The sequence below is a fragment of the Pseudooceanicola aquaeponti genome (genome assembly GCF_050897975.1).
GTDB lineage: Bacteria > Pseudomonadota > Alphaproteobacteria > Rhodobacterales > Rhodobacteraceae > Pseudooceanicola.
Map to the genome: position 1 here is coordinate 397,020 of NZ_JBPAXY010000002.1, position 15,387 is coordinate 412,406.

Sequence of the window (15,387 nt, forward strand, 5' to 3'; positions counted from 1 at the left end):
GGTCAGGTGATCACCAGAGCGGCAGATCGGGCGGGCAGGGGAGAGAGAGGGGGGGGGAAGCGTGGTGCCGGTGAAGGGACTCGAACCCCCGACCCCATCATTACGAATGACGTGCTCTACCAGCTGAGCTACACCGGCACGCTTCCTGTCAGGACCCGCGAACGGGGCCTTGTGGGCCGGGGCTATAACACCCCGGCGGCGGTTGGAAAAGCGCAAAGTGCGCCTCCGGGTCCGGGCCCAAGCCCGGGCCCGGGGAGCCGGTCAGCGGCGCTCGGGCGTGGTGGGCTCGGGCGGCAGGACCTCGGCATCGGGCACCTCTTCCACCGCGGCCTCGGTGGGGGTGTCGGGCGCCTCCTCCGGGGCCTCGGCCAGGCCAGAGGCGCCGGGCATCTCGGGCGGGGTGGCGGCCTGGGCCTCGGCGGGCACGGGCGCACCCTCGTCCACCCGGCCGACGATCAGCGGCAGCATCGCGCTGGCCATGGGGGTCTGGTAGTCGGCGGCGGGGGCGTCCTTCCAGGCCAGGGTATCGAAGGCCTGGCAATGTTCGCAGACCGGCACCCATTCGGCGTGGATGTGGTGGCAGTTCTCGCAGGTCCATTGCGGGCCGCGCGGGGCCGAAACGGCGCGCGCCAGCCAGCCCTTGACGATGGCATCCGGCGCCCCTTCGCCACGTTCGATGGCCGCCATGATGGTCAGGGCGCGGGCATCGGGTTTCTCGGTCGCCAGATCGCCCAGGGCCTTGCGGGCGGCGGGGAAATCCTCGGCCGCGATCAGCAGTTCGGCCTGCAACAGGCGGGTTTCGCGATGCTCGGGGTGGATGCGGGTCAGGGTCTTGAACCGTTTCAGCCGGGCCTGGGCGTCTTCCTCGGGCTCGATGGCAGCAAAGGCGGCAGCCAGGTCGGGATGCGGCGAGGCCTCCCAGGCCTTTTTCAGCACCCGGGTGGCATATTTCGGCTTGCCCTGCTCGGCATAGGCGCGGGCGGCGAAACAGGCGGCGGGGATCAGGTCGGGCGACAGGCGGTTGGCCTCGATGGCGGCCTCGCGCATCTCGATGGTGCTGTCCTCGGCCAGCACCGTCTTGGCCTCGCTGAGGGCCAGAACCGCATCGCGGCGCTTGTGCACGTCGCGGGGCAGGGCGCCATGGCGCAGCTTGGCCTTCAAAGTGCCACGCGCGCCGGTCCAGTCCTCTTTCGCGGCCTGGAGCCGCAGCAGCGTGTCCTGCACCTCGACATGGGCGGGCTTCAGGGCAAAGGCCTTCTCGGCCAGCTTCATGGCCTTCTCGGTATCGCCGGCCTCCAGCTTTTGCTTCATCAGACCGCGCACGCCGACAAAGCGGGTGCGTTCATCGGTCACCAGCCGCTTGTAGGCCTCTTCGGCGCGGCGCTTGTCGCCCGCCACCTCGGCGGCCTGGGCGATGACCAGCGTCGTCAGGTCGGGCCGGTCGAGGTATTTTTCGGCCTTCGTCGCCTTGGCCATGGCCAGCCGCCCCTCGCCCGAGGCCAGGGCCATCAGGCTGTCGGACAGCGCGTTGAAGCCCTTGCGCTCGCGGTTGCGGTCGAAATAGCGGCTCAGCGCCGTTTCATCGCCGTTGATGAACTTCAGCAGGGCGATCAGCAGACCCGCCAGTTTCAGCAGCAGCCAGATCGCCAGCACCAGCAGCAGCAGGGCGATGACCGCGCGAATGGGCGTCAGGTTGAACTCCATCGCGCCAAAGGCGATGCGCACCCCGCCGTCCAGTTCCAGCAGGTAGGAGGCGCCGAAGGTGGCGGCGGCCACCAGAACGACAAAGACGAGGATTTTCACCAGGGACCAGAGCATTGCGTCTTCCTTACTTCGTCGTCGCGTCAGACAGGGTTTCGGCGGCGGCCTCGGCCTCGGCCCGGGTGCGGGCCAGGTCCATCCAGTTGCCCATGGCCAGCAGGGCCGGTTCCGGCAGCCCGTCCAGCTCGACCAGAACGGTTTGCAGATCGCCGTCTTTCAGCGCCGCCTCGGCGCGCGACAGGATGGCGTCGGGATCGCTGCCTTCCTGCGGGGTCAGCGAGCGGGCGCCCAGCTGGTTCTTGAGGAAATCGTTGAACGACCCACCCAGGCTGCCGTCGCGGGTTGCGGCCAGGGCGTCGCGGGCGGCCTCGGGGAAATCGTCGCGCAGCCGGGCCATGGTGGGCACCCCGGCGGGGGCGCTGGCCTCCAGCGGCGCGGGAACCTCCAGGCCCAGCTCGGCCAGGGTCTTCAGCGGCGCCTCGAAGGGCTCGCCCTGGTCCAGCGCCCCGTTCAGACGCACCAGGGCGGCGCGGATCTGGGTATCGCGGGCGGTGGCGGCGGCATCGGCGCGCATCTGCTGACTGTCGTTGACCATGCCCTCGATCTCGGCGCGCTGGTCCTCCATCGCCTGTTGCAGGCGGGCCAGCTCGTCCTCGTAGGCGGCGATGGCGGCGTCCGAGACGCTTTCGGACAGGGGCTGTTTCTCCAGCGCGTCGACCCGGGCGGTCAGCGCGTCCAGATCGGCGCGGGCGCTGTCGAGGGATGATTGCAGGGCGGCAAAGCTGGTTTCCATGTCCGACAGGCCGGTGGTGACATCGGACAGGGCCGAAAGGTCGGGGCCCGCGTCCAGCTGGGCCTGCATGTCCTCGATCGCGGCGGCCTGATCGCGCTGTGCCTGCTCCAGGGCGGTGGTGTCGACCGGGGGGAAGGCGATCATCGCGGCGCCAAAGCCGATGCCGGCGGCCACCACGCCACCCAGAAGGGCAGCGCCAAAGCCGCCACGCCGGGCGGGGGCCGTCTCGGCCCCTGTCGGCGCCGCCTCGGTGCGGATCTCTTCGGGGGTCTCTTCAGCGGGGGCGGCGGCGGGGGTGTCCTCGGCCTCCAGCCGGTCGTCACCGGCGGCCAGGGGGCTTTCCTCGTCCAGGTCGGCCAGCTCCTCGTCGGGCAGGGCGGCGGGGGCCGTGCCCTCGGCACCCTCGCGCGGGTCGTGTTCGGGAGCGTTCAAGGCCGGTGCCGCATCGGCCCCGTCGTCCTTGGGATCATGCTCGGGCGCGGTCAGCCCCGCCTCGGTGGTGACGTCTTCCTCTGGCGCGGCCTCGTGCTGGCTGGCCTCCGCATCCGTCTGGCTGCGATTTTCGGTCTCGTCGTCCCTGGTCTGAGCCAATGATCAACCCCTTCGCTTCTGGCCCTTCGGTGCGGGCGTTCGATTCTGGGCACCTGTCGCGGCGCGTCCCCGGCAGCTTAGACCCCACCTTGCTCTGCCTCAAGCTGATGCGCTGCGGCGATAAGTCCAGACAATAGGCTCAGCATGGTTTCGCCGTCCGGAGAGGCGGCGATGACGCAGCGTCGCGGCGCCAGGGCGCGCAGCGGCTCGGCCGCCGCCGGGCTGATCGCCGCCACCAGCAGGGGCGCATCCCCCTGCCATTCCGCCATCAGCCGCCGCGCCGCCCCGGGCGAATAGACCGGCGCCACCACCGGCGCGCGGCCCTGCATCGCCTGCCGGGCCTCTGCCGTGGCGGGCAGGGGGGCCTGGGCGTAGCCCTCGATCGCGCGGGCCGACAGCCCGGCTGCGCTTAACCGCGCCACCAGATCGCCGCGATGCTGGGCGCCGCGAATGTGCAGCAAAGGCGCGCCGGGCGCCTGATCCAGCAGCAGGGCCAGCAGCGCCTCGGCATCGCCCCCGGCCGAGACCGCCTGCAACCCCGCCGCCCGCGCCGCCTGCGCCGTGGCATCGCCCACGCACCAGGCGCGGGTCGCCCGCCCCCCGGCGCGGGCATAGGCCCGGACCCCATTGCGCGAGGTGAAGATCACCTCGAACGGGTCCTCGGGCAGGGCGATGTCGTGCAACCGGATCTCTTGCAGGGGCGAGACGACCAGCCGCAGATCCGGCGCGCGCAGCCGCGCGGCCAGGGCCGTGGCCTCTGGTTCGGGGCGGGTGATCATCACGATGGGGGCCATGCCCGCGTCCTCGCTCGGCTCCGTGCTGGGGCCGTCGATATTGTTCCCGGCCCCGCCCAGTGCTACCCCCCAAGCATAGGTTTCGCAACGGACAGACCATGACCCGCCCCCTGACCCTTCTTGGCATCGAAAGCAGCTGCGACGACACCGGCGCGGCGCTGGTCACCGGCCAGCCCGGGGCGGCGCGGGTCCTGTCCTCGGTGGTCGAGGGCCAGGCCGAGCTGCACGCGGCCTTCGGCGGCGTGGTGCCCGAGATCGCGGCCCGCGCCCATGCGGAACGGATCGACGCCTGCGTGATCCGCGCCCTGGACGAGGCCGGGATGGATCTGGCCCAGGTCGACGCCATCGCCGTCACCGCCGGGCCGGGGCTGATCGGCGGCGTCCTGTCCGGCGTCATGTGCGCCAAGGGGCTGGCGGCGGCGACGGGCAAGCCGCTGATCGGGGTCAACCACCTGGCGGGCCATGCCCTGACCCCGCGGCTGACCGATGGCGCGCCCTTCCCCTATCTGATGCTGCTGGTCTCGGGCGGGCATTGCCAGTTCCTGCTGGTCCACGCCGCCGACCGCTTTACCCGCCTGGGCGGCACCATCGACGATGCCCCGGGCGAGGCCTTCGACAAGACCGCTCGCCTGCTGGCCCTGCCGCAGCCCGGCGGCCCGGCGGTGGAACGCACCGCGCGCGAGGGCGATGCCAAACGCTTTCGCTTTCCCCGGCCGCTGCTGGACCGGCCCGGCTGCGACATGTCCTTCTCGGGGCTGAAAACCGCGCTGCTGCGAGAACGCGATGCGCTGATGCAGGACAACACGCTGCGCGCGGGCGACCGGGCGGACCTTTGCGCCGGGTTCCAGCAGGCGGTGGTGGACGTGCTGCGCGAAAAGACGGCGCGGGCGCTGGATCTGTACCTGGCCGAGGCGCCCACCCAGCCGATGATCGCCGTGGCAGGGGGCGTGGCGGCCAATGGCGCCATCCGCGCCGCCCTGACCGAACTGTGCGAGGGGCGCGGCGTGGCCTTCACCGCGCCGCCGCTGGCGCTGTGCACCGACAATGCGGCGATGATCGCCTATGCGGGGCTGGAACGCTTCGCCGCAGGCGAGGTGGACGACATGACCCTGGTCGCCCGCCCGCGCTGGCCGCTGGACCAACGCGCGCCCGCCCTGCTGGGAACGGGCAAGAAGGGGGCCAAGGCATGAGCGCGGCGCCGATCTCTGTCCTGGGCGCGGGCGCCTTCGGGACGGCCCTGGCCACCTCTTTCGCGGCCCAGGGGCCCGTCTGGCTTTGGGGGCGCAACGCCGAGGTCATGGCGCAGATGCAAAAGGGTCGCCGCTGCCCGCGCCTGCCCGGCGTGACCCTGGCGCCCGGGCTGACCTGTTCGGCAGACATCGCCCAGCTGCCCGAAAGCGGCCCCGTCCTGCTGGCCGTGCCGATGCAGCAGCTGCGCGCGGTGACCACGCGCTTTGCCACCGCCCTGGCGGACCGGACGCTGGTGCTGTGCTGCAAGGGGATCGAATTGTCGACCGGGCTGCGCGCCAGCCAGGTGCTGGCCGAAACCCTGCCCCAGGCGCAGGTGGCCGTGCTGACCGGGCCCAGCTTCGCCGCCGACATCGCGCGCGGCTTGCCCACGGCGCTGACCCTGGCCTGCGCCGATGCGGACTGCGCGGCGCGGCTGCAAGAGGTGCTTCAGGCACCGCATCTGCGCCTTTACCGCACCACCGACGTGACCGGGGCGGAACTGGGCGGGGCGCTGAAGAACGTCATCGCCATCGCCTGCGGCGCGGCCATTGGCGCGGGCCTGGGCGACAGCGCGCGGGCCGCGCTGATGACCCGGGGATACGCGGAAATGTCACGCATGGCCAAGGCACTCGGCGCCTCGCCCGCGACCCTGGCGGGGCTGTCGGGCTTTGGCGATCTGGCGCTGACCTGTACCTCGGAGGGGTCGCGCAACTACCGCCTGGGCCTGGCCATCGGCCGGGGCGAGGCCTTTGATCCCGCCGTCACCGTCGAAGGTGCCGCCACGGCCCGGGCCACCGATGCCCTGGCCCGGCGCGAGGGCTGGGATCTGCCGATCACCGCCGCCGTCACCGGCCTTGTGAACGGCCAGCTGGATGTGAAAACTGCCATGGCGCACCTTCTGGCGCGCCCCCTGAAAGAGGAAACCCCATGACCTTTATCCTGATCGCCCATGACAAGCCCGGCGCGCTGGAAATCCGCAAGGCCAACCGCGAGGCGCATCTGGCCTATCTGGCCGAGACCGGCGCCGGCACCTTCGGCGGCCCGATGCTGGACGCGGATGGCAATATGTGCGGCTCGATGCTGATCCTCGACCTGCCCGACCTGGCCGCGGCCGAGGCCTGGGCGGCGGGCGACCCCTACGCCAAGGCGGGCCTCTTCGCCTCGGTCGAGATCAAGGGCTTCAAGCAGGTGGTGGGCCTCTGATGCGCTACTGGCTCTTCAAATCCGAACCGAACACCTGGGGGTGGGACGACCAGGTGGCGAAGGGCGCGGCGGGCGAGGAATGGGACGGCGTGCGCAACTACCAGGCGCGCAATTTCATGCGCGAGATGGAGCTGGGCGACCGGGGGTTCTTCTACCATTCGGTGAATGAAAAACGCGTGGTGGGCATCGTCGAGGTGATCGCCACGGCCCACCCCGACAGCAAGACGGACGATCCCCGCTGGGAGTGCGTGGACATCAAGGCGGTACGCCCCTTCGCAACGCCCGTCACCCTGGACCAGATCAAGGCCGACGGACGGCTGGACGATATGGTTCTGGTGAAGAACTCGCGCCTGTCGGTGCAGCCGGTGACGGCGGAGGAATGGCGCCTTGTCTGCGCCCTGGGCGAGACCGACCCGGACTGAGGACAGGCCGCGCCCCCGTCGCGCGCGGCGCGACACCTAGAGGGGGCGGGGGCTCTGCCCCCCTTGAGCCCTCGCGGGCTCAATTCCCCCCGGGATATTTTTGGCAATGAGAAAGACAAGGAGGCTGTCCCCTGAAAGCCCCGACCACCCCCCGGCTGTGACGTAGGCCAACCGCGCGCGGCGCCCGTGTTGGCGGACTTTGCAGCCGGGGCGCCGCCCGGGCTTTGGTGTGCGCCCCCCTTGCCTTTCTCATTGCCAGAAATATCCCCGCCGGAGGCATCGCCCGGCACGGGCGATAAAGGGGCGGCGCGGCCGCTGTGAGCCTGCGACCGACGGTCGGACAGCGGCGGAGGCCTGGAAAGAACGAAGGGGCCGGACAGCGCCCAACCCCTTCGTCACCCCACGTGCTCCCTACACACCACACGTGATCTTTGAATAGGTCGGGCCGTACTGGCCGTGGCGAGGGTCTAGCATGAACTGCCCCGCCACGACAAAGGATCAATGATTAGAATGCGATGGAACGGCTTAGCCGTAGACCGCTTCCTTGCCGAAATGCTTGACCAGCATGTAGTAGATCACCGCGCGGTACTTGTTGCGCTCGGACTTGCCGTAGGTCTCGACCACGCTGTCGATCGCCTCCATCAAGGCGGGGCTGTCGGCCAGGCCCAATTTCTTGATCAGGAAATTGGCCTTCACCGTTTCCAGCTCGCCCGGCTGGCTGGAGGCCACGGTCGAGGCGTCGGCGTCATAGATGGTGGGACCGCAGCCGATGGTCACCTTCGTCAGAAGGTCCATATCCGGCTCCATCCCGCATTTGGTCTTCAGGTCCTCGGCATATTTCGCGATCAGATCGTCTCTCTTGCCCATGAATAATCCCTCATCCTTCGGACCCGCCCCACGCGCATCCGTATGTCGAGGTTACGCATGAAGGCGGGGCAGAAGAAATCCCAATTTTTCATGCGAGGGAGCGTTTTTGCCCCTGAAACCGGCTGCAAAGGCGGGATTTTGCAAAAATTTCATGACATCGGGCGCCTCAGGGGTCACCCTGACGCCATGCGGCACCATGTCGCGCCGAACGCCCTGCGCAGCAACAGACAGGGCCGGGAACAGGGAGATTGGAATGTCACAGGAAATCTTCGTGGTCGCCTACGAGGGCGATGACGACTCCGGCAGCCTGCTGGATTATGCCATCGCACGGGCAAAGAAGGAGGACGCGGCGCTGCATATCGTGCATGTGCTGGAATGGTCGCCCTATTCCTTCCTCACCCCGCAGGAAGTCGAGGAACGCCACGCCCGCCGCAAGGACGAGCTGTCGCGCGCCAAGGCGGTGATCATCGACCCGGCGGTGGCCAAGGCCGCCGAGGCCGGGCTGACCGCCGATGGCGAGATCCGCTATGGCCAGGTGGTCGAGCTGATCGCCGATATCGCCACCAAGAAGGCGGCGGCGATGATCTTCGTCGGGCGCTCGGGGTCGAACTCGATCTCGGCCCGGGTCTTCGGCTCGGTGCCCCTGGGCCTGGCCCAGATCGCCCCCGTTCCCACCGTCATTGTCCCCTGAGGAGCCGTTCATGAACCGCGTAACGACATTTGCCGCCGCGCTGGCGGCCACCCTATTCGGCGCGCTGCCGGCCAAGGCCCAGGGCATCGACGAAACCATCAACACCATCTTCGCCGACTACACCGGCTGGTATGTCGGCCTGATCTTCGCCGACCTGCCCGGCACCAACTTCAGCTGGATCGCGCTGTGGCTGGTGGTGGGGGCGCTGATCTTCACCTTCTACTTCGGCTTTATCCAGCTGAAGGGCTTCGGCCATTCCATCGCCCTGGTGAAGGGCGACTATTCCGACCCCGATGACGCGGGCGAGGTCAGTCACTTCCAGGCCCTGGCCACCGCCCTGTCGGGCACCGTGGGGCTGGGCAATATCGCCGGCGTCGCCGTGGCCGTGGGCATCGGCGGCCCGGGCGCGACCTTCTGGATGGTGATCGCGGGCCTTTTCGGCATGGCGACGAAATTCACCGAATGTACCCTGGGGGTGAAGTACCGCAACGAGTATGAGGACGGCCACGTTTCGGGCGGGCCGATGTATTACATCACCAAGGGGTTCAAGGAACGCGGCCTGCCGGGCGGCAAGATCCTGGCGGTGCTGTTCTGCATCTTCACCATCCTGGGCGCCCTGGGCGGCGGCAACATGTTCCAGGCCAACCAGGCCCATGCGCAGCTGTCCAACGTGATCGGCGACTATCCGGGCTGGATCACCGGCGTGGTGCTGGCGGGGATCACCTTCGTGGTCATCGTCGGCGGGATCAAATCCATCGCCCGGGTGACCGAAAAGGTCGTGCCCTTCATGGGGATCTTCTATGTCGGCGTGTCGCTGGTCATCCTGATCATGAACTATGACATGATCCTCTGGGCCTTCGGCCAGATCTTCCAGGGCGCCTTCACCGGCCTGGGCGTCGCGGGCGGTTTCACCGGCGCGCTGATCCAGGGCTTCCGCCGCGCCGCCTTTTCCAACGAGGCGGGCATCGGTTCGGCCGCCATCGCCCACTCGGCGGTGAAGACCAAGGAGCCGATCACCGAAGGCTATGTCGCCCTGCTGGAGCCCTTCATCGACACCGTGGTGATCTGCACCATGACCGCGCTGGTCATCGTCATCACCGGGGTTCTGAACGTCGATGCCGACACCGGCCTTTACGTCTGGGACGAGGCCGCGGGCCGCATTGCCACCGCCGATGGCAGTTCCGGCGTGCAGCTGACCTCGGCCGCCTTCGCCAGCGTCTTCTCGTGGTTCCCCTACATGCTGGCCATCGCCGTGGTGCTGTTTGCCTTCTCGACGATGATCAGCTGGAGCTACTACGGGCTGAAGGCCTGGACCTATCTCTTCGGCGAAAGCAAGGGCAGCGAAGTGACCTTCAAGGTGATCTTCTGCCTCTTCATCGTCGTCGGCGCGGCGGCCAGCCTGGGCCCGGTGATCGACTTCTCGGATGCCATGCTGTTCTCGATGGCGATCGTGAACATCATCGCGCTGTACCTGCTGATGCCGATCGTGAAGGCCGAGCTGGCCCATTATGTGGGGCGGCTGAAGTCGGGCGAGATCAAGAAGTTCAACTGACGCGCCCCGGGCCTGACGGCCCCGGCAGAAATGGAAAGGCCCCGGTCGCAGGATCGGGGTCTTTTCACATGGGTCGGTCTGAGCGGGCGGGGCGCCGGTCAGGGCGCGCCCGGCGCGCCAGAGGCAGAGGGGCGCGCGCCGGTCTCGGGCGCGGCAGAGGGGGTTTCGACCGCCGACAGGGCGCGCTGGCGTTCCAGCAGCAGCAGGCGGCGGCGACGCTCGACCTCGGCCAGGTCGGCGGGGTCGGGGCTGGTCAGGGCGCGGCTGCGTTGCTGGTGCAGGTCTAGCCGCTGGTCGATCCGGCCAAGGGCGGGGTTTGTGCCGCTCAAGATGCGGGTCTGCTGCTGGATCCGCAGCCGATCGGCGGCGGTCGCGCCAAAGCCCTGGGCCTGCGCCAGAACAGGCAGGGGCGCGACGGGCAGGGCGGCGGCGGCCAGGCAGATCAGCAGGGGCAGGCGGGGCAGGGGGCGCATACCTGACAGATGGCCCCGCGCCGCGCCGGTTCAAGGGGAGGCCGGAGCGCGGCCCGGCGCATAAGAAAACCCCCGCCGAGGGACCGGCGGGGGGGTTCGATGCAATCGCGGTGATCCGGTGCGGATCAGTAGCGGTAATGCTCGGGCTTGAACGGGCCTTCCGGGGCGACGCCGATATAGGCGGCCTGTTCGGGGCTCAGCTTGGTCAGCTTGGCGCCGACCTTGGCCAGGTGCAGGGCCGCCACCTTCTCGTCCAGATGCTTGGGCAGGATGTAGACCTGGTTCTTGTAGTCGTCGCCCTTGGTCCACAGCTCGATCTGGGCCAGCACCTGGTTGGTAAAGCTGGCGGACATCACGAAGGACGGGTGGCCGGTGGCATTGCCGAGGTTCAGCAGGCGCCCCTCGGACAGCAGGATGATACGATTGCCGCCCGGCATCTCGATCATGTCCACCTGGTCCTTGATGTTGGTCCACTTGTGGTTGCGCAGCGCGGCCACCTGGATCTCATTGTCGAAGTGACCGATGTTGCCCAGGATCGCCATGTCCTTCATCTGGCGCATATGCTCGATCCGGACGATGTCCTTGTTGCCGGTGGTGGTGATGACGATGTCGACATCGGCAATCACGTCTTCCAGCAGCACCACTTCGAAGCCGTCCATGGCCGCTTGCAGGGCGCAGATCGGGTCGGCCTCGGTCACCTTGACGCGGGCCCCGGCGCCGGCCAGCGAGGCGGCAGAGCCCTTGCCCACGTCGCCGTAACCGCAGACCACGGCGACCTTGCCCGCCATCATCACGTCGGTGGCGCGGCGGATGCCGTCGACCAGGGATTCCTTGCAGCCGTACTTGTTGTCGAACTTCGACTTGGTGACGCTGTCGTTGACGTTGATCGCCGGGAAGGGCAGCTGGCCCTTCTTGTGCAGCTCGTAGAGGCGATGCACGCCGGTGGTGGTCTCCTCGGAGACGCCGACGATCTGGTCGCGGATCTTGGTGAACCAGCCGGGCGACTGTTCCATCCGCTTGGCGATCTGCGCCTTGATCACCGCCTCTTCCTCGGACTGCGGCACCGGGATCACGTCTTCGCCGGCCTCGGCGCGGGCGCCCAGCAGGACATAGAGGGTGGCATCGCCACCGTCGTCCAGGATCAGGTTCGGGCCATCGGCGAACTGGAACGACCGGTCGAGGTAATCCCAATGCTCTTCCAGGCTTTGCCCCTTGATCGCGAAGACCGGGGTGCCACCCGCGGCAATGGCGGCGGCGGCGTGATCCTGGGTCGAGAAGACGTTGCAGGACGCCCAGCGGACATCGGCGCCCAGGGCCACCAGCGTCTCGATCAGCACGGCGGTCTGGATCGTCATGTGCAGAGAGCCCACGATGCGCGCACCCTTCAGCGGCTTGGTCTCGCCGAACTCGGTGCGGCAGGCCATCAGGCCCGGCATCTCGGTCTCGGCGATATCCAGTTCCTTGCGACCGTAGTCCGCCAGGGCAATGTCTTTGACAATGTAGTCTTGGGTCATCCGTCACTCCAAAAGGGTTCGATCGGTCGCGCAAAGGGGTAGCACCGGATGCCTGGGGGCACAACGCGGTTGACTGGCTCGGGGCCGGTTCTTACGGGATAACGTATTAAGTTTGTTTTACGTGTTGCCCCTACGGTCTGGGCCACGTCTTCCATTTCCAACTGCCGAGCCCATGTCCGATCTCCCCCGTACCTCCCGTAACGCCGTTGTCGTCACCTGCAACACGGCGCATATGCCCTTCGCGGCGATGACCTTTCACTCGATCGCCCGCTTCCACCCCGAGCGCGACTTCGACCTGCTGCTGATCACCACCTCGGATATCGCCCTGCCGCCGGTGCTGGCCGATCTGGGGGTCGAGCTGATCCGGATGCAGCCGCCCGAGGAGGCCTCGGCGCTGAAGCTGACCCGACTGCCCTTCGAGACCTACCTGCGGCTCTGGGTGCCGCAACGGCTGGAGGGGCGCTATGACCGGATCCTCTACATGGATACCGACATGCTGGTGCAGCGGCAGGGGATCGACCGGCTGTTCGGCGTCGACCTGGGGACCCACCCGGTGGGGGCGGTGCTGGAACGGCCGATGTGGTCACGCCCCAAACGCAACGCCCGCGACTTCCGCTATATGAACCTGCCGGTGGCGCCCTTCTTCAACGCCGGGCTGCTGCTGATCGACCTGGAGGGCTGGAAGCGGACCGGGCTGCTGCCGCGCAGCCTGGAACTGGCCGCGCAGCATCAGGCCAATCTGCAATATCACGACCAGTCGCTGCTCAATATCCTGCTGCATCGCGACTGGGCACAGCTGCATCCCTCGTGGAACTGGCAATGGATGCGCCACCATCCGATGGCCGAGCCGCTTTATGATCCCGTGGTGCTGCACCTCTTCGGCGACGCCAAGCCCTGGAACGACCCCCAGGGGCACCTGCCCGCCCGGGTGAAGGCGGAATACGAGCTGTTCCTGTCGCGCCATTTCCCCGATCAGCCGGTCGATTACGGCCAGCCTCGCCAGCGGCTGAACCAGCCGGGCGTGCTGCGCCGGGCGCTGCACCAGTGGCGCCATGCCCGGCCCTTCGACCCCTACCTGCGGCGCTTTACCTCCGAATTCGACACCCTGTTGCAGGGCTGAATTTACAGCCCCTGCGCGGCGGCCTAAGGAGGGGCCGAAAGGAACCCCTCGCATGAAACCTCCCCGCGCCTGGCAACGGATGCTTTCCGGCCGCCGCCTTGACCTGCTGGACCCCACCCCGATGGATATCGAGGTCGAGGACATCGCCCATGGGCTGGCCTTCGTGGCCCGCTGGAACGGCCAGACCAAGGGGGATTTCGCCTATTCCGTGGCCGAGCATTCGCTGCTGGTCGAGGCGCTGTTCCGGCGCCTGTGGCCCTCGGCGAAACCGGCCGAGCTGCTGACGGCGCTGCTGCATGACGCGCCGGAATATGTGATCGGCGACATGATCAGCCCGGTGAAGGCCGCCGTGGGCCCCGACTACGGCCAGCTGGACGCACGGCTGACGGCGGCGATCCACATCCGCTTCGGCCTGCCCGCGGCAACGCCGGTGCGGCTGAAACAGCGGATCAAGAAGGCCGACAAGATCTCGGCCTGGATGGAGGCGACGCAGATCGCGGGGTTCACCGAGGCCGAGGCCAGCCGGTTCTTCGGCCGCCCCAAGCCCGAGGTGATCGCCGGCCTGGACATCGTCCTGCGCCCGCCGGTCGAGACCCGCACCGAATTCACAGCCCGCCATGCAGAGCTGTTGGCGGCGATCTGAAGGGCCGAAGAGGAACCGGAGGGAACCGATGAGCGACCTGCATATCCGCCGCGCCGGGCGGTTGGACTGCGGCCCCCTGGCCGCGCTTCTGAACGAGGTGATCGCCCGGGGCGGCACCACCGCCATGACCGAGCCGGTCAGCCGCGACGACATCGGCGACTGGATGGCGGGAGATGCGCGGGCGATCTGGCATCTGGCCGAGGACGGGCAGGGCGCCGTGCTGGGGTTTCAGTTCGCCTCTCCCCATCCCGACCTGGGCCCGCAGGTGGCCAATATCGCCACCTTCGCCCGGGTCGGGCGGACCGGGTTGGGCATCGGATCGGCGCTTTTCCGGGCCACGGCAGAGGCCGCCCGGGCCGAGGGCTACGCCTGGATCAATGCCGAGATCCGCGCCGACAATACCTCGGGGCTGACCTACTACCGCTCGCGCGGGTTCGAGGACTACGGCCGGATCGAGGGGGTGCGTCTGGGCGACGGCCAGGTGGTGGACAAGGTGCTGACCCGCTACGACCTGGATTAGGGCGCCACGGATCTTGCGGCGATATGGGGTGAAAGCCACCCTATATGCGGCCCAACCATAAAATAACAACAAATTCCCTTTCAGAATCACAAAAGCACCGCTATTTCTGCGGCCATGGATGATATAGACCGCAAAATTCTCTCGCTGCTCGCCGCCGATGCCCGCCGCGCGCTTTCCGACATCGGGGCCGAGGTCGGCCTGTCGCCCTCTGCGGTGAACGAACGCATCCGCCGGATGACCGCCCGGGGCGTCATCCGCCGCTTCACCGTCGAGGTGGACCCCGCCGCCATGGGCCTGCCGGTGCCGGTCTTCCTGTGGGTGGCGCTGCGCGAGGATGCGGACGAGGGCGCCTTTCGCGCCTTTGCCAGCGCCCATCCGGCCATCGCCGAATGCCACCATGTGACCGGCGCCTGGTCCTACCTGCTGAAACTGCACCTGCCCGACCTGGCCGCCATCGAACCGCTGCTGGAGCAGATCAAGGCGCAGCGCTTCCTGGCCCGCAGCGAGACGATCCTGGCGCTGTCCTCGCCTGTGCCCGCGCCGATGCTGCCGCGATGATTGCCCTGCTGCTGAAGGGGGTCCTGCTGGGGCTGGCGGTGGCCATGCCCCTGGGACCGATCGGCGCGCTGTGCATCTCGCGCACGTTGGAGCGGGGGATCTGGGCCGGGATCGCCGGCGGGCTGGGCACGGCGCTGGCCGATGGCACCTATGCGGCGCTGGCCGCGCTCGGCTTTGCCGCCTTTTCCACGACCCTGGCAGCGATCGACCTGCCGCTGCGGCTGATCGGCGGGGCGGCGATGCTGTGGCTGGGGGTCCGCGCCTTTCGCCCCGCGCCGCCGCGCCCGGCGGCGAAGATCGGGGCGCGGGATCTGCTGGGCACCCTGGCGGCCACCTTCGGGCTGACCCTGGCCAACCCGGCCACCATCCTGTCCTTCGCCGCGCTTTTCGCCGGGCTGGGCCTGGCCGGCGAGGCGGCGGCGGGGGCCGGGTCGGGCGCGGCGCTGATCGTCACCGGGGGCGTGGTGCTGGGCTCGATGCTGTGGTGGGTCTGCCTGTCGGGCGGGGTCGCCCTGGCGCGCCACCGCCTGCCGCCGGGTTTCGCTCTTTGGGTGGCGCGGCTGTCGGGCCTGATCCTGCTGGGCTTTGGCCTGTGGGCCATCGGCGGGGCGCTGATCGCCCTGGTCTGAGGCCTGCGATAAACGACGCCCAGGCG

The 15,387-nt window shown here is 68.6% G+C and carries 17 protein-coding genes and 1 tRNA gene; 11 read left to right on the forward strand and 7 right to left on the reverse strand.

The window, feature by feature from the left end; genetic code table 11:
- Positions 1–62: 62 nt before the first annotated feature.
- From ACRARE_RS05490 to ACRARE_RS05505, 4 genes are all read right to left on the reverse strand, one after another.
- Positions 63–138: transfer RNA gene (locus tag ACRARE_RS05490), tRNA-Thr, on the reverse strand.
- Positions 139–261: 123 nt separating this feature from the next.
- Complete coding sequence (locus tag ACRARE_RS05495; RefSeq protein WP_432655402.1) at positions 262–1,818, reverse strand: heme biosynthesis protein HemY; 1,557 nt, start codon at positions 1,816–1,818, stop codon at positions 262–264.
- A 10-nt stretch (positions 1,819–1,828) separates the two neighbouring features.
- A complete protein-coding gene (locus tag ACRARE_RS05500; RefSeq protein WP_432655403.1) occupies positions 1,829–3,145 on the reverse strand; it encodes a COG4223 family protein in 1,317 nt (438 codons plus the stop codon).
- A 77-nt stretch (positions 3,146–3,222) separates the two neighbouring features.
- Positions 3,223–3,939: a uroporphyrinogen-III synthase gene (locus ACRARE_RS05505; protein ID WP_432655404.1), complete on the reverse strand. Its 717-nt coding sequence runs from the start codon at positions 3,937–3,939 to the stop codon at positions 3,223–3,225.
- A 98-nt stretch (positions 3,940–4,037) separates the two neighbouring features.
- Between ACRARE_RS05505 and tsaD the strand changes: the two genes are divergently transcribed.
- Genes tsaD through ACRARE_RS05525 form a run of 4 tightly spaced genes read left to right on the forward strand, consistent with a single transcriptional unit; the run spans position 4,038 to position 6,794 of the window.
- On the forward strand, positions 4,038–5,129 hold the full coding sequence (gene tsaD, locus ACRARE_RS05510) for a tRNA (adenosine(37)-N6)-threonylcarbamoyltransferase complex transferase subunit TsaD (RefSeq protein WP_432655405.1): 1,092 nt from the start codon (positions 4,038–4,040) through the stop codon (positions 5,127–5,129).
- The gene (locus ACRARE_RS05515; RefSeq protein ID WP_432655406.1) at positions 5,126–6,100 is read left to right on the forward strand and encodes an NAD(P)H-dependent glycerol-3-phosphate dehydrogenase; all 975 of its coding nucleotides are present in this window, start codon (positions 5,126–5,128) and stop codon (positions 6,098–6,100) included. The genes tsaD and ACRARE_RS05515 overlap by 4 nt, the downstream gene beginning before the upstream one ends.
- The gene (locus ACRARE_RS05520; RefSeq protein WP_432655407.1) at positions 6,097–6,372 is read left to right on the forward strand and encodes a YciI family protein; all 276 of its coding nucleotides are present in this window, start codon (positions 6,097–6,099) and stop codon (positions 6,370–6,372) included. Before ACRARE_RS05515 ends, ACRARE_RS05520 begins: the two co-directional genes overlap by 4 nt.
- Complete coding sequence (locus tag ACRARE_RS05525) at positions 6,372–6,794, forward strand: EVE domain-containing protein (protein WP_432655408.1); 423 nt, start codon at positions 6,372–6,374, stop codon at positions 6,792–6,794. Before ACRARE_RS05520 ends, ACRARE_RS05525 begins: the two co-directional genes overlap by 1 nt.
- Positions 6,795–7,319: 525 nt before the next feature.
- Here ACRARE_RS05525 and ACRARE_RS05530 read toward each other — a convergent pair.
- Positions 7,320–7,661, reverse strand: a complete 342-nt coding sequence (locus tag ACRARE_RS05530; RefSeq protein ID WP_432655409.1) for a DUF2853 family protein — start codon at positions 7,659–7,661, stop codon at positions 7,320–7,322.
- A gap of 253 nt (positions 7,662–7,914) precedes the next feature.
- On the opposite strand from ACRARE_RS05530, the gene ACRARE_RS05535 reads away from it, so the two are divergent.
- A complete protein-coding gene (locus tag ACRARE_RS05535; protein WP_432655410.1) occupies positions 7,915–8,352 on the forward strand; it encodes a universal stress protein in 438 nt (145 codons plus the stop codon).
- Between the two features lie 10 nt (positions 8,353–8,362).
- Positions 8,363–9,904: an alanine/glycine:cation symporter family protein gene (locus ACRARE_RS05540; protein WP_432655411.1), complete on the forward strand. Its 1,542-nt coding sequence runs from the start codon at positions 8,363–8,365 to the stop codon at positions 9,902–9,904.
- 98 nt (positions 9,905–10,002) lie between these two features.
- Here ACRARE_RS05540 and ACRARE_RS05545 read toward each other — a convergent pair whose 3' ends face one another.
- Both ACRARE_RS05545 and ahcY read right to left on the reverse strand, forming a co-directional pair.
- On the reverse strand, positions 10,003–10,377 hold the full coding sequence (locus tag ACRARE_RS05545) for a hypothetical protein (protein WP_432655412.1): 375 nt from the start codon (positions 10,375–10,377) through the stop codon (positions 10,003–10,005).
- 125 nt (positions 10,378–10,502) lie between these two features.
- Positions 10,503–11,891: an adenosylhomocysteinase gene (ahcY, locus tag ACRARE_RS05550; protein WP_432655413.1), complete on the reverse strand. Its 1,389-nt coding sequence runs from the start codon at positions 11,889–11,891 to the stop codon at positions 10,503–10,505.
- Between the two features lie 172 nt (positions 11,892–12,063).
- On the opposite strand from ahcY, the gene ACRARE_RS05555 reads away from it, so the two are divergent.
- The 5 genes from ACRARE_RS05555 (at position 12,064) to ACRARE_RS05575 (ending at position 15,361) form a co-directional block, all read left to right on the forward strand.
- Complete coding sequence (locus ACRARE_RS05555; protein ID WP_432655414.1) at positions 12,064–13,011, forward strand: glycosyltransferase family 8 protein; 948 nt, start codon at positions 12,064–12,066, stop codon at positions 13,009–13,011.
- Between the two features lie 52 nt (positions 13,012–13,063).
- Positions 13,064–13,654 (forward strand): HD domain-containing protein, encoded by a 591-nt coding sequence (locus tag ACRARE_RS05560; protein WP_432655415.1) that lies wholly within the window; start codon positions 13,064–13,066, stop codon positions 13,652–13,654.
- A 28-nt stretch (positions 13,655–13,682) separates the two neighbouring features.
- On the forward strand, positions 13,683–14,174 hold the full coding sequence (locus tag ACRARE_RS05565; RefSeq protein ID WP_432655416.1) for a GNAT family N-acetyltransferase: 492 nt from the start codon (positions 13,683–13,685) through the stop codon (positions 14,172–14,174).
- A 114-nt stretch (positions 14,175–14,288) separates the two neighbouring features.
- Complete coding sequence (locus tag ACRARE_RS05570; protein ID WP_432655417.1) at positions 14,289–14,732, forward strand: Lrp/AsnC family transcriptional regulator; 444 nt, start codon at positions 14,289–14,291, stop codon at positions 14,730–14,732.
- Positions 14,729–15,361 carry a LysE family translocator gene (locus ACRARE_RS05575; protein ID WP_432655418.1) on the forward strand — a complete coding sequence of 211 codons (633 nt, stop codon included), beginning with the start codon at positions 14,729–14,731 and terminating at the stop codon, positions 15,359–15,361. The genes ACRARE_RS05570 and ACRARE_RS05575 overlap by 4 nt, the downstream gene beginning before the upstream one ends.
- The last annotated feature ends 26 nt before the right edge of the window (positions 15,362–15,387 follow it).

What these genes read in the sequence shown, in the direction of transcription:
- ACRARE_RS05560 (WP_432655415.1), top strand. Translation starts at nt 13,064, where the DNA reads ATGAAACCTCCCCGCGCCTGGCAACGGATGCTTTCCGGCCGCCGCCTT.
- tsaD (WP_432655405.1), top strand. Translation starts at nt 4,038, where the DNA reads ATGACCCGCCCCCTGACCCTTCTTGGCATCGAAAGCAGCTGCGACGAC.
- ahcY (WP_432655413.1), bottom strand. Translation starts at nt 11,891, where the DNA reads ATGACCCAAGACTACATTGTCAAAGACATTGCCCTGGCGGACTACGGT.
- ACRARE_RS05555 (WP_432655414.1), top strand. Translation starts at nt 12,064, where the DNA reads ATGTCCGATCTCCCCCGTACCTCCCGTAACGCCGTTGTCGTCACCTGC.
- ACRARE_RS05495 (WP_432655402.1), bottom strand. Translation starts at nt 1,818, where the DNA reads ATGCTCTGGTCCCTGGTGAAAATCCTCGTCTTTGTCGTTCTGGTGGCC.
- ACRARE_RS05505 (WP_432655404.1), bottom strand. Translation starts at nt 3,939, where the DNA reads ATGGCCCCCATCGTGATGATCACCCGCCCCGAACCAGAGGCCACGGCC.
- ACRARE_RS05540 (WP_432655411.1), top strand. Translation starts at nt 8,363, where the DNA reads ATGAACCGCGTAACGACATTTGCCGCCGCGCTGGCGGCCACCCTATTC.
- ACRARE_RS05565 (WP_432655416.1), top strand. Translation starts at nt 13,683, where the DNA reads ATGAGCGACCTGCATATCCGCCGCGCCGGGCGGTTGGACTGCGGCCCC.
- ACRARE_RS05535 (WP_432655410.1), top strand. Translation starts at nt 7,915, where the DNA reads ATGTCACAGGAAATCTTCGTGGTCGCCTACGAGGGCGATGACGACTCC.
- ACRARE_RS05545 (WP_432655412.1), bottom strand. Translation starts at nt 10,377, where the DNA reads ATGCGCCCCCTGCCCCGCCTGCCCCTGCTGATCTGCCTGGCCGCCGCC.
- ACRARE_RS05530 (WP_432655409.1), bottom strand. Translation starts at nt 7,661, where the DNA reads ATGGGCAAGAGAGACGATCTGATCGCGAAATATGCCGAGGACCTGAAG.
- ACRARE_RS05515 (WP_432655406.1), top strand. Translation starts at nt 5,126, where the DNA reads ATGAGCGCGGCGCCGATCTCTGTCCTGGGCGCGGGCGCCTTCGGGACG.
- ACRARE_RS05575 (WP_432655418.1), top strand. Translation starts at nt 14,729, where the DNA reads ATGATTGCCCTGCTGCTGAAGGGGGTCCTGCTGGGGCTGGCGGTGGCC.
- ACRARE_RS05525 (WP_432655408.1), top strand. Translation starts at nt 6,372, where the DNA reads ATGCGCTACTGGCTCTTCAAATCCGAACCGAACACCTGGGGGTGGGAC.
- ACRARE_RS05520 (WP_432655407.1), top strand. Translation starts at nt 6,097, where the DNA reads ATGACCTTTATCCTGATCGCCCATGACAAGCCCGGCGCGCTGGAAATC.
- ACRARE_RS05570 (WP_432655417.1), top strand. Translation starts at nt 14,289, where the DNA reads ATGGATGATATAGACCGCAAAATTCTCTCGCTGCTCGCCGCCGATGCC.